The 12,607-nt window shown below is 60.7% G+C and carries 12 protein-coding genes; 3 read left to right on the forward strand and 9 right to left on the reverse strand.

The genetic code is table 11. The features are described from left to right. On the reverse strand, window positions 1-1,878 hold a 1,878-nt coding region (locus WH87_RS00735), incomplete at its 3' end, for a DUF2207 domain-containing protein (RefSeq protein ID WP_046173209.1). Then, on the reverse strand, window positions 1,878-2,435 hold the full coding sequence (locus WH87_RS00740; protein WP_046137712.1) for a LemA family protein: 558 nt from the start codon (window positions 2,433-2,435) through the stop codon (window positions 1,878-1,880). The genes WH87_RS00735 and WH87_RS00740, both read right to left, overlap by 1 nt. Before the next feature lie 292 nt (window positions 2,436-2,727). Between WH87_RS00740 and rnk the strand changes: the two genes are divergently transcribed. Beyond that, window positions 2,728-3,144 (forward strand): nucleoside diphosphate kinase regulator, encoded by a 417-nt coding sequence (gene rnk, locus WH87_RS00745; protein WP_046137726.1) that lies wholly within the window; start codon window positions 2,728-2,730, stop codon window positions 3,142-3,144. Window positions 3,145-3,197: 53 nt separating this feature from the next. Here rnk and WH87_RS00750 read toward each other — a convergent pair whose 3' ends face one another. The 4 genes from WH87_RS00750 to WH87_RS00765 are packed head-to-tail and all read right to left on the reverse strand — an operon-like array spanning window position 3,198 to window position 6,024. After that, window positions 3,198-4,121: a glycine--tRNA ligase subunit alpha gene (locus WH87_RS00750; protein ID WP_046137711.1), complete on the reverse strand. Its 924-nt coding sequence runs from the start codon at window positions 4,119-4,121 to the stop codon at window positions 3,198-3,200. Between the two features lie 52 nt (window positions 4,122-4,173). After that, a complete protein-coding gene (locus tag WH87_RS00755) occupies window positions 4,174-4,407 on the reverse strand; it encodes a hypothetical protein (RefSeq protein WP_046137710.1) in 234 nt (77 codons plus the stop codon). A 3-nt stretch (window positions 4,408-4,410) separates the two neighbouring features. Then, the gene (locus WH87_RS00760) at window positions 4,411-5,247 is read right to left on the reverse strand and encodes a S49 family peptidase (protein ID WP_046137709.1); all 837 of its coding nucleotides are present in this window, start codon (window positions 5,245-5,247) and stop codon (window positions 4,411-4,413) included. A 51-nt stretch (window positions 5,248-5,298) separates the two neighbouring features. Next, entirely contained in the window at window positions 5,299-6,024 is a 726-nt protein-coding gene (locus WH87_RS00765; RefSeq protein WP_197410696.1) for a tRNA1(Val) (adenine(37)-N6)-methyltransferase, read from the reverse strand. Between the two features lie 173 nt (window positions 6,025-6,197). Here WH87_RS00765 and WH87_RS00770 point away from each other — a divergent pair, with 173 nt between their 5' ends. Further along, window positions 6,198-7,193 (forward strand): polyprenyl synthetase family protein, encoded by a 996-nt coding sequence (locus tag WH87_RS00770; RefSeq protein ID WP_046137707.1) that lies wholly within the window; start codon window positions 6,198-6,200, stop codon window positions 7,191-7,193. Window positions 7,194-7,304: 111 nt separating this feature from the next. Here the strand turns inward: WH87_RS00770 and WH87_RS00775 are convergent, their stop codons facing one another. From WH87_RS00775 to WH87_RS00785, 3 genes are all read right to left on the reverse strand, one after another. After that, window positions 7,305-8,180 carry a 4-(cytidine 5'-diphospho)-2-C-methyl-D-erythritol kinase gene (locus WH87_RS00775; protein ID WP_046137706.1) on the reverse strand — a complete coding sequence of 292 codons (876 nt, stop codon included), beginning with the start codon at window positions 8,178-8,180 and terminating at the stop codon, window positions 7,305-7,307. Window positions 8,181-8,187: 7 nt separating this feature from the next. Then, entirely contained in the window at window positions 8,188-9,927 is a 1,740-nt protein-coding gene (locus tag WH87_RS00780) for a tetratricopeptide repeat protein (RefSeq protein WP_156167870.1), read from the reverse strand. Between the two features lie 112 nt (window positions 9,928-10,039). Then, complete coding sequence (locus tag WH87_RS00785) at window positions 10,040-11,686, reverse strand: electron transfer flavoprotein-ubiquinone oxidoreductase (protein WP_046137705.1); 1,647 nt, start codon at window positions 11,684-11,686, stop codon at window positions 10,040-10,042. 68 nt (window positions 11,687-11,754) lie between these two features. Here WH87_RS00785 and WH87_RS00790 point away from each other — a divergent pair, with 68 nt between their 5' ends. Beyond that, complete coding sequence (locus WH87_RS00790; RefSeq protein WP_046137724.1) at window positions 11,755-12,561, forward strand: uracil-DNA glycosylase; 807 nt, start codon at window positions 11,755-11,757, stop codon at window positions 12,559-12,561. Window positions 12,562-12,607 lie beyond the last annotated feature (46 nt).

Genomic DNA, 12,607 nt, shown 5'->3' on the forward strand with positions numbered 1-12,607 from the left:
GCCGGAGCCACCGCCTCCGCCACCACCGCCTGAGCTAAAGCCGGACGAGCTGGCCTGCACGGGCTGAGCGGCGACCATTGCCGCCGACATGGCCGTGGCGGCTGCACCTATGGTGTTGGACATACTGCCTGCGGAAAACGGCGCCGAGCCGGAATACCAATAGGGTTGATAGGTCGAAACGCCGCGCGCATCGCTGACTGCATTCCGCGATAACTCGCCATCGAAATGGTCAGACCACGGCTTTTCCACACCCAAGGCGATGGCGTAGGGCAGGATACGCTCAAAGCGCGTGACCGTCATGGGCGGCTCGCCGACGATGTTGAGCCGGTTCTTTTCTGCAGTTTCCAGATACATTTTAAAGCCGTCGATCTGGTCCATGACCTTGCGGCCCTGAATGGTCGGCGCCCGCATCAGCGCGGCGAAAATCACCGTGATCAAGACAATCGAACCCGCAGAGATAGCAGCCGTGTTGATCGAGAGATGGGTCAACATTTCCAGCCCGCTGCCGAAAAAGTTGAACCCGACGACACCGACCCACAAGATCAGGAAGAACCGCTGAAAGCCGCGCCCTTTCCACATATTGGTGACGATGGTGCTGAAAATGCCGAGTATGATGCCCACAACGACCGCGCCGAACAGCCAGATTGGCTCCAACGCATCGAACAGCACCATGACGCCTAGCACCATAAACGCCAGGAAAAAGCCGAACGCGGCATAGCCGAAATTGTGGTTGAACCACACCTTGCGGTTTTCTCGCGAGATGGCCTCGTTGAACGCCTGATGCTGCGCTGCAAGCTCAACGCCGGTCGATTTGTCGACGTTCAGCGTGCCTTTGGTCTGGATATAGTCAAACAGCGTCTGCTCGCCTACCGGCAGTGGTTCATCCGGCTGCTTGCCCGTCACTTCGACCGATAGCCCGCTTTTGGGGTTGTCGATTTTGACCAGCCCTTTGACGCCGAGATCAAACAGCGTCGCGGTGAAGGCCGTCCAACCAGAAAAGCCCCAGCGGTGCACGAAATGGGTCAGCGCGGGCGAGAAATCCTTGGGGGGATGAAACAGGGGTATGATCGTCCCCTTTGGCGGATCACGGCCAACCTTGTTCCAGGAGATCAGATTATAGGCCAGCACCAGAATCACGCCAAAAACCGGCAGGATGATTTCGCGCAGGTCACTCAGCCATTGCAGCAGGGCCTCGGCCCCGCTCGGCGGCACCAAAATGCCCTTCTGGAACTTCACCGCAAAGCTCATGCCTTCGCCAGCCATCAGCTGGCGTGTGGTGGTAAAGGTGGCGGTATTGTCCGAGGTCTTGCGGCTGGTAACGGCCTGCTCCATCGAGCCGACCGCACCGGTATAGGCGATGAGGTCGGAAATCACGGCGCCACTCGGCAGCGTCACCCGCGCCGTCGCGTTGACGATCGGGAATATCCAGTAATTGCCGGTAGCGTTCCAGTAGAGTTCGTCATGATCGTCAAAGCTGCGCGCCATGCGATCCATGGTGTAGTCGATCACATAGCTATTGCGTCCGCGCGGCACGAACTGTTCGGGGTCGCCGATCCAGATGCGCACGAAGTCGCCCATCCGCTCGGTACGGAAGGGCTCTGGCGCACCATTATGGGTGACGTTTGTGACCGTCAGGGTCGAGCGTATTTTTTGTCCGGATATGGAAACCTGGGTCGTCGGGATGTCGCGATAGATCCCGCGCCGAATGTCCACGCCTTCAGCGTTAACGGCAAGCGCTTCGACGACCGAAACCGCGCCATTTGTTAACAGTGTGATATCACTTTGGTAGGAAGTGATCTCTTCGCGTGCATGCGCTGGCAAGGCCAGCGTCAGAGCCAGCAACACGCATAGTGCAACCCGGAAAAAAATCCGACGCATCAGAACTTTACGCTTGGAACGGCGCGATCAGCCTCGTTTTCCAGCTCGAAATACTGGGCTTTCTGGAAGCCGAATGGCCCGGCGATGAAGTTGGACGGCACAGACTCGACCATCACGTTCAGATTGCGCACGGCGCCGTTATAATACCGGCGCGCCATCTGGATTTCGTCTTCGACAGTCTGCAACGCAGCCTGGAATTCGAGGAAGGTCGTATTGGCCTTGAGGTCGGGATAAGCTTCGGCGGTCGCGATCAGGCGTCCCAGTGCAGACGACAATTGTCCTTCTGCTGCAGCACGTTGCTCGGGTGTACCATTGGCAACGCTGGTTGCGGCAGCGCGGGCATTGGTCACCGCTTCGAGCGTTTCGCGCTCGTGGCTCATATAGCCTTTGACGGTTTCCATCAGGTTGGGAATGAGATCGGTGCGGCGCTTGAGCTGCACATCGATCCCGGACCAGCCCTCTTCCACCAGCTGCCGGTTTTTGACGAGACCATTGTAGAGGGCGACGCCGTAAGCGGCTGCCACAACCACCAATCCAAGGATAATCCAACCGATCATGACGCGTTCTCCGTGAGTTAGCCGAACACTGGCACCGCTGTCGGGCAAGCGCAATGGCTGCACCTTGACACAACAGAACGAGGCACTACCTTATACCCATGAGCATGCACGTGACATATTGGCTGGAAAACCCCCTCGCGGGATCGTAGCCCTAAGCATGCCTGCCGCGCTGGCGCCTGCTTAGGGTAGGCTCGCCGCGTTTATCGCGCGATCTGGCGCACATTCCATTTTTCACAATTTTTGGCCCGCCCGGCGCGCATTCCGCGCGACGGTGGCCATTCGAGATATCATCATGACTGAAACTATTCACAACGACCTCAACCCAGAGATCATTCTGGGCCATGCCGACCACCGCCAGCTGAACATCCTTGCGATGGCCGGCCTCGACCACACACCCGAGCAGTCCGACAATCTGCTCTATGAGCTTGAGCGCGCTCGCGTTCTTGAAGACACCGACGTCCCCACCGACATTGTGCGCATGGGCTCCTCTGTCCGCTATCGCACTGATACTGGCCAGGAAACTGACGTGGTGCTGGTTTACCCAGCTGACGCCGATATTGCCGAAGGGCGTATTTCGGTAATGACCCCAGTGGGCACGGCCCTTATCGGCTTGCGTGCGGGTCAGTCCATCACCTGGCGCGGTCGCAACAACAAGCGCCACATGCTGACAGTGCTATCCGTGCTGCCCGCCAAGCCTGCTGCCGAATAATCGACTCCAGATACAAAAAGTCCTCGGGACATGCCCGAGGACAGAGCGAATATTTACTCGGCGCCGCCGCCCGCTGTTTCCAGCCAGGCCGCGCCACAGGCCTTGGCCAGTTCGCGAATGCGCAGAATGTAGCTCTGGCGTTCCGTCACCGAAATCACGCCACGGGCATCCAGGAGATTGAAGTTATGGGCGGCCTTTAGGACCTGCTCATAGGCAGGAATAGCCATTGTCTGGCGCTCGCCAATTTTGCCCTTTTCCAGCACCGCCCGGCATTCCTTCTCCGCATCGGCGAAGTGGCGGAACAGCATCTCGGTGTCGGCAGCTTCAAAGTTGTACTTGCTGGACTCCTGCTCGTTCTGCAGGAACACGTCTGCATAGGTGACCTTGTCCTCGCCCACGCCGCCGTTGAAGTTGAGATCCATAATGGAATCAACGTTCTGCAGGTAGCAGGCCAGGCGCTCAAGACCATAGGTCAGCTCACCGGCAACCGGATTGCACTCAAAACCAGCGACCTGCTGGAAGTAGGTGAACTGGCTGACTTCCATGCCGTCGCACCAAACTTCCCAGCCCAGGCCCCATGCGCCCAGCGTCGGGTTTTCCCAATCGTCCTCAACGAAGCGCAGGTCGTGCACTGCGGGGTCGAGCCCAATCGCGTATAACGACTGAAGGTAGAGGTCCTGGATGTTGTCTGGCGACGGCTTCAGGATGACCTGAAACTGATAATAGTGCTGCAGCCGATTGGGGTTCTCACCATAGCGGCCGTCCTTGGGACGACGCGATGGCTGCGCGTAGGCGGCCTTCCACGGCTTGGGACCGAGGGCCCGCAACACGGTCGCGGTATGGGACGTACCAGCGCCCATTGGCATGTCATAAGGCTGCAAAATCACGCAGCCCTGCTCCGCCCAGAATTGCTGGAGGGTCAGGATGAGGCCCTGGAACGAATTCTTTGGGTCCATATGCGGTGGGCGATTGGTCATTTGGCAGTCCCTAACATGCGGGACAAACCTCTAGTTTGGCCGCCTCTGCCGGTCAACGGCGTTTGTCGTCATCACCGGGACGGAACGTGCCGTCCTTGTCGCGTTTGAGGTCAACTACGCCCGGTTCATCGCGTTCGCGCAGGTCGCGCTCGCGGCGTACACGGCGCGCCTCCTCATCGTCTGCCTTGAACTGGCTGGTCCAGTCGCGCCAGATTCTGCGGATACCGAGATAGATAGCGATCCCCACGATAGCGAAGATCAGAATGCGGATGAGAAAAGCGCTCATGCTTTAAAGCCCAAATCGCGCCCAGGCGGCGCGGTCCTCGATGGTAGCGGCAAGATCGGACGTGAGCCCGGATGCCGAAAAGCCGAAACGTGGCAGGGATAACCAGCCGCGCTTTGGCGCGATCATGCGCAGTTCGACATCCCTGCCGAAGCGGTCGCGCAGAGTTTGGTGCAGATCACCGATGGCATCAACTAGACCCAACTCCACGCCGCGCAATCCTGTCCACCATTCACCGGTGAATAGCACATCGTCGTCCGCTTTGAGCTTATTGCCCCGCCGCGCCTTTACGGCGTCGATAAACACGCCATGGATATCGAGTTCGAACTGCTTGACGCGTTCGATGTCGGACTGCTTTTCGGGCAGGAAGGGATCGAGCGTCGACTTGTTGTTGCCTGCTGTGTGCACGCGACGATCAATACCGAGCTTTTCCAGCGCGCCAACAAAACCAAACCCGGCCATGATGACGCCGATGGAGCCGACGATCGAGGATGGATCAACGATGATTTCGTCGCCTGCCACCGCGATGAAATAGCCACCCGAGGCGGCTGCGTCCTCGACAAACACCAGCACAGGCTTGTCATGCTCGTCGGCCAGATCGCGAATACGCTTGGAAATCAGCCGGCTCTGCACGGGCGAGCCACCGGGCGAATTAATGACGATGGCCACGGCGGGCGCGGATTTGATAGCAAAGGCCCGCTCAAGCAGAGGGCCAACATTGGCGATATTGAGCCGCCCCTGACGCTGGTCGGCAGCGATAACACCATGGAGTTTGACGACAGGAATCACCGGCGAACGGCGCATGATCCGGGCAAGCCAGTTGCGAGCGGGTCTGTCGGCCATGGTCACTCCAATTGTGTGGTCGTGGCCAGACTTAGGGCGTGCGAGGCGCGATTACCAGTCGAGGCGGGCCGCCCCACGAAAGATTGCGTCGAATTCGGGCCGAAAAGCGCGACCCTCGGCGTCATGCAGCGCCCTACTGGCCAATAATGTCAGCGGCGCGCGCGAGCCTTTGATGCCGCGAATGAGCACACGGCTCGCCGGAGCATCCGGTCGCGGCGTCAATGGGAGCACGGTCACAGCGCCAAAGCGTTGGGTGAAAGCACCCAGAAGAGGCGACAGGCTCTCCGCCGGATAGACGAAGATGATCTCGGCCCCACCCGCAGCAGACCCAGCCGCCGTACGCACCCAAAGATCGAGCATAGCCGCGTCCATGTGGCGGGCCCCTGCCCGTCCGGCATCCCCGGCAAGCGTGCCCGCGCCATCCACAAAGAACGGCGGGTTGGCGATGACGACATCAAAGGCATTCTCAGCCAGCCCTGCAGCCTTGCGCACCTCGCCTTTGCCAGCGACATCAGCCAGCAGGATCGTGGCCCGGGCGGCAAAGCCATTGTCCGCCGCATTGGTCTCTGCCAGTGCCTTTGCCTCTGGATTTTGGTCGACCAAGGTGGCTGACAATTCGGGCGCATGAGCCATGGCGACGAAGGCTGCCGTGCCGACGCCACAGCCCAAATCAAGCAGATTGCGCCGCCCTTCGTGAACAGCGGCGCCCAGCAGGACACTATCGAGCCCCGCGCGAAAACCGTGCCTTGGTTGCGACAGAGTGATCCTGCCAGCCAAAAAGGCATCGCGCGTTACGGTTTGGTGTTTTACAACGGTGTTAGGCTGGTCTAGGGACATCGCACCCGCAGGGCCGGTTTGGCGCGACCATATATGCGCAGGCGCGACAGGCTCAACCAGTTTTGCCGCTCGCGGGTAGATGAGGACTAAATAGCGTGTCAATTCTGACGCAAATGAAAGAGGCGCCGGTTGCCAGCCCAATCGAGCGGCTCCTGACTGCGACCGAAGCTGAAATGGCCAAGGTCAACGCGCTGATTCTTTCGCGCGCCCATTCCCACGTCGACATGGTGCCCGAGCTGGCTCGCTATCTGATCGAGAGCGGCGGCAAGCGTTTGCGCCCGATGTTGACCGTGGCCGCAGCCATGCTGTTCGCCAAAGGTACCGGCACCGCCATCAATTTCGCCGCCGCCGTCGAATTCATGCACAATGCCACCCTGTTGCACGATGATGTGGTGGACGAGAGCGACATGCGTCGCGGCAAGCCAGCAGCGCGCATGGTCTGGGGCAACAAGGCATCGATCCTAGTTGGCGATTTCCTGCTCGGCCAAGCCTTCATGATGATGGTGGAAACCGGCGACATTGCATCGCTCGGCGTACTGTCCGCCGCCTCGGCTGTCATGGCAGAAGGTGAAGTGTTCCAGCTGTCCAAGACGGGCGATCTGACGACGACTCCCGCCGACTATGCTGAAGTCATTCGCGCTAAGACCGCCGTGCTGTTCCAGGCGGCGTGCGAAGTGGGCGCCATGTCCGGCGGCGCAGACGAAGCCGGGCGCCAGGCTCTGGCGCGTTATGGCCTTGAGCTAGGTAATGCGTTCCAGTTGGTCGACGACGTGCTCGATTATGGCGGGCAGGCCGGCACCCTTGGCAAGAACACCGGCGACGATCTGCGCGAGGGCAAGATGACCCTGCCGATCATTCTGGCACTGTCGGAAGGCAGTGAAGCCGAGCGCGCGACCATTGCCGCCGCTCTTGGCAAGATGGACGCCACCGACGCGCAGGTTGCCGAAGTCGTCGCGATCCTTGAGGCACACAAGACCCTGACCCGCACGATGGAGCAGGCTCACGCCCACGCCCGCTCGGCCCAGCAGGCACTTGAAGTCCTGCCACCCTCCGAAATGCGGACGTTGCTGAACGACGTCGTCGAATTCAGCGTATTGCGGGCTTATTGACCCATCGCTTCCCGCGGACGTGATCCGCGGGCCACTTTCAGCACAGCACATGTGAACCAAGACCTGCGGATCAAGTCCGCGGGAAGCGTCTGTCGGCGGACTAGTTAGTTTTCAGGGCAATACCAGCGGCGCTGCCGCGACCCAATGGTCAGGATTTGCTGCCCGCATGACCTGCGCGGCCTGATGGGCCTGCCCGCTCGACCCGAACAGCCCAAACACAGTGGCGCCTGAACCAGACATGCGGGCGAGGATACATCCCTGCGTCTGCCCCAATTGCTCGATGATATCGCCAATAACCGGCACCAGCTTCACTGCTGGAGGTTCCAGATCATTCCGCGTCTCGGCCAGCCAGATGCCCAACTGCGCCGGGCGTGTCAGCGGCGTCGGCAATTCGGGGAGCGGATAATTGTCATGCGCCCGCAGGCGGCGGAACACATCGACTGTCGCCAGCGGCACCATCGGATTGACCAGCACGATATGGCACGCTGGGAAGTCCGGTAGCGGCTCGAGCTTTTCGCCGACACCCTTGGCGATCAGCGGCGCCGAGACGAGGCAAGCGGGCACATCCGCGCCGAGCTTTGCTGCAAGGTCAGACAGATTGGCAAACGGAATGGGATAAGGCGCCATCCCGGCCAACAGGCGCAAGGCAGCGGCCGCATCAGCAGAACCACCGCCAATGCCGGCCGCAACCGGAAGGTTCTTTTGCAGGCGCAGCGCCAGCCCGCTCTCGATAGCATCCGGCCAGCGCGCGCGAAACGCGGCGACTGCACGGGCCACGAGGTTCGTATCGCCATTACTCAGCCCACCGGAAAACGGCCCAGTGATGGCGAGCGTATCGGTGTTCGCTGGAATGGCCGAAAGCTCGTCCGCCACGTCCGCGAACACCACGAGGCTTTCGAGGTCGTGGTAGCCATCCTCGCGCCGACGGGTGACGTGCAGCGCGAGATTGATCTTGGCCGGAGCGACCTGAACGATCGGTTCGGGCATGCCGAACCTATTCGGTGGCGTTCTGGTCGGTCAGTCCGTCGACCAGCTTGGACGCGACCCGCTCCTTGACGTTGCCTTCCTGATCGACCGACGATGCGACATTCCACTGGAACCTGGCTTCGAGCTTGCGCCCGGCCTTCCAATAAGCATCGCCCAAATGGTCGTTGATCTCGGCATCGTTGGGGCGCAGCAACACAGCACGCTCAAGGGTTTTGACCGCTTCATCGATGCGACCCAGCTTGTAGAAAGCCCAGCCGAGCGAATCAACGATGTAGCCATCCTGCGGCTGTGCGGCGACGGCCTTTTCGATCATTTCGAGCGCAGGCTGCAGGTTCATGTCCTGATCGATCCAGCTATAGCCGAGATAATTCAGCACCTGTGGCTGGTCTGGGTTGAGCTTGAGCGCTTCCTGGAAGTCCGCCTCGGCCTTCGGCCATTCCTTGGCGCGCTCATAGGCAATGCCACGCACATAGTAGAAACGCCAATCGGCCGGGTTGGTACCTCCCGTCAGTTCCAACGCCTTGGTGTAGGCTTCGGCGGCCTTGGTATATTGCTCATCGTAGCGCAGCAGGTCACCCAACACGGAAACCGCATCAAGATCCTCGGGCTGGGCGGCGACGATGTTGTTCAAGCGACGGAGCGCTTCTTTCCGATCACCGGTAGCGTCGAGGTTCTGCGCCACACGCACAACAGCAGTCGGCTTCATCGCCGAGGTCGCCGGAATGGCCTCGTAAATCGAGTTTGCGGCGGTGTGCTGGTTGGAATTGTCGAGCAACTGACCAATGGCCAGCGCAATCACATCGGCATTGGGGTCGAGATAGAGCCCCATGCGTAGGAACACCAAGGCAAGATCCAGGCTGCCATCGCGCGACAGCGCAACACCGATGCCGTGGAACATTTCGGCCGCGCCGATCTGTACATTGGCGGCGAAGATGCCGGGGCGCTGACCAGCTTCGATCTGGTGTTTGACGATAGTGACAACCGGATGGGTCAGCCCCTGCGCCTCGAACTCTGCGATAACCGCCTTGGCGTCTTCAAACCGGCCGGCATTGGCAAGGATGCGCGCATAGACCTCAACGATCCGCGCCACATAGGGCTCGGCTTCAAACGCCTGACGGGCAAGACGGATCGCCAGCTGCGTGTCACCAGCGGTCTCGGCCATCAGCGCACGATGGAAAACGAGGAAATCTTCGAGGCCGGTATTGCCGAGCTTGTCGAGCAGCGCATCTGCTTCGGGCTTGCGGTTTGCGCCAACCAGTGCCCAGGCCCGCAGAATACTGGCGGTGATCCCAGTAAAGCTGTCCTGTCCGATGGTGCCGAGCAGTTTGTCGGCTGCGCCATAGCGGCGCTCTTTCAGCGCCTCAGTCGCAACGACGAGTTCGGCCAGCTGATTCTGTGGGTCGATATCGAGCAAATGCTTGGCCGTGGCCGCAGCCTGACCGATCTGCCCATCGGCGGCAAACGCGATGAACGCGCGCTCGACCATGATGGGATTGCTCCAATCGCCCTGTGCAGCGCGATTGAAGTAGCGCGCAGCTTCCTCGGTGCGCAGATCCTGCAGCGCCTGCTGGCCAGCCATATAGGCACCCGTGACGCTGATGCGGGCCAGCGACAGCATGTCGAGACCGTTTTGCATTTGGCGCGGCGAGTCCGCCGACTGGGCCGTTTGTGCGGCGTTCGCGGCGGTCGTCGACAACAGGAGAGCCACCAGGGCCGGACGCGCGAAGCGGTTCAGAAACAATGTCACGAGGCTGATAACTCCCTTGGCCCTACCGGGCCCGTTCTGAGGGCGAAGATTGTCCGTTTTGGGACTGCGCCGCAAGGTCGCGCCACGATAGCGTGATCATGCGCATAATTGGTTACATCCCGCTGTAATTCGGGCCGCTACCACCCTCGGGCGGAACCCATGTGATGTTCTGGGCCGGGTCCTTAATGTCGCAGGTCTTGCAGTGCACGCAATTGGCCGCGTGAATGCGGAATCCAGGCGCCCCGCCCTCTTCGGCCACTTCATAAACACCAGCCGGGCAATAGAGCGGCGCGGGCTCACCATAAAGCGGCAGGTTATCGCGCACGGGCACAGCGGGATCAGCCAGTTTGAGATGAACCGGCTGGTCTTCATCATGCGCCAGATTGGCGAGATAGACCGACGAGGTCCGATCAAAGGTCAACTTACCGTCAGGCTTGGCATAGCTGCGCGCTGGCCGCTGCCCCTTGTGGCGCAGGCCGACATAGTCCTGATGCTTGTGGTGCAGCGGACCGAGCAGCGACGTCTTGAAAATCGCCCGCCACCAAAGGTCCGCACCGCCCGCCATTGCACCCACCACAGTGCCCAGTCGCGACCACAGTGGCTTGACGTTGCTGACGCCCTGCAGTTCCCGACCAATGCCAGTGGCCAACACGCGGTGGCCGAGGTCTTTGATGATATCGTGCTGACGGCCCTTCGCGATGGCATCGGCAACGGCATCAGCTGCGCCAATACCGGAAAGGATGGCATTGTGGATCGCCTTCAGCCGTGGGGCATTCATGAAGCCTGCTGCGCAGCCGATCAAACCACCGCCAGCAAACGCCAGCGTGGGAATCGATTGCCAGCCACCGGCCGTCACCGTGCGCGCGCCGTAGCTGATGCGCGTGGCGCCTTCAAGCAGTGGCGCAACGGCCTTATGCGTTTTGAAGCGCTGGAATTCGTCGAATGGCGAAAGCGTCGGATCTTTGTAATCGAGATAGGTCACGAGCCCAACATAGAGCTTGCGATCCTCGGCGTGGTAAACAAAACCACCGCCAGCGGTGCCATTATCGAGCGGGAAGCCGAGGTAGTGGTCGACCTTGCCGGGCTGGTGCCGATCAGCCGGGATTTCCCAGACTTCCTTGATGCCCAGGCCATATTTCTGCGGCTCGCGCTCCAGGCGATGGTTGGCGATGACCTTTTTGGCCAGCGAGCCCCGCGCGCCTTCGGCGATCAGCGTATATTTGGCTTCCAGCGCAATGCCTTCGGCAAAGCCGGGCTTTGGATTACCCGCGTGATCACGACCGAGGTCGCCGGTAATGATGCCGCGCACTGGGCCCTTGTCTGAGCCGAGTACATCGACAGCAGCTGTCATCGGAAAAATATCAACGCCCAGCTCAGCCGCCTGCTCGCCGAGCCAGCGCACCAGGTTCCCGAGGCTGACGATGACGCCGTTGGGCGTTTTCATCTGCGGCGGAATCAGCGCGTGTGGAAAGGCGAAGTCGTGCTGCGCCGTGAGGAAATGATAGGTGTCGGTCGTGACGTCCGGGCCAACCGGCGCACCCTTGAGGCGCCAGTCCGGGATCAGCGCATCGAGCCCAATAGGGTCCATCACCGCGCCCGACAGAATATGCCCGCCGACTTCTGCGGCTTTTTCCACCACTGTCACCGACAGCTCGGGATGGCGCTGCTTGAGGCGAATTGCAGCGGCAAGCCCAGACGGACCGGCGCCAACAATGACGATATCGGTCGAAAGGCTTTCGCGGTTACCGGCCTCTGCCATATAGGATGCCCTTGAACGTGCAGATGCGCGGGTGGCCGCGCCAAACGCGCTGTGACATAACAGAGAACATGTCTGAAGATCGACCGCTAAATCGCGACGAAATGGTCTCGGTGCTCGAATGGTATCGAGCGGCCGGGGTCGACATCGCTGTTGGCGAGGAACCGATAGACCGGTTCGCGCAGCGCGCCCCCGTGCGCACCGCGCCGATTGCCATGCCGCAAACCGAGCGGCCACCAGAACGAACCGCCGACGTCTTGCCCATTGGCGGCGATCCCACCGAGGCCAGAAACCTTGCTGCATCCGCCCAGACGCTGGACGAGCTACAGGCAACTCTGGCTGCCTACAACGGCTGCGGCCTCAAGCTGCGCGCGACCCAGCTGGTGTTCGCCGATGGCAATCCTGAGGCAGACATCATGCTGATCGGCGAAGCCCCTGGCGCTGAAGAGGATCGTCAGGGCAAACCGTTTGTCGGAAAATCAGGTGAATTGCTCGATCGCATGCTCGCGGCGATTGGGTTGGATCGTACCAAGGTCTATATCGCCAACACCGTGCCATGGCGTCCCCCAGGCAATCGCACGCCCTCGCCAGAAGAACTGGCCCTCTGCCTGCCCTTCCTCCACCGCCAGGTTGAACTGGTTGCGCCCAAGATCGTCCTGACGCTGGGTGGCCCCGCCATGCAGACCGTATTCGATACCACCAATGGTATCATCAAGATGCGCGGCAAATGGCAGACCGTGACAATTGGCAAGTACTCAGTAGAGGCGCTCCCGACGCTGCATCCCGCCTACCTGCTGCGCAATCCACCCGCCAAGCAGCAGGCCTGGATGGATTTGCTGAGTTTGAAGATGAAGCTCGAAGAGCTGGGTCTGGGTTAGGGCCCGGCCAACGTCGACCCCGCCTTCGCGGGAATGACACCGAGCT

It is taken from the genome of Devosia epidermidihirudinis (genome assembly GCF_000971295.1).
Classification (GTDB): Bacteria; Pseudomonadota; Alphaproteobacteria; order Rhizobiales; family Devosiaceae; genus Devosia; species Devosia epidermidihirudinis.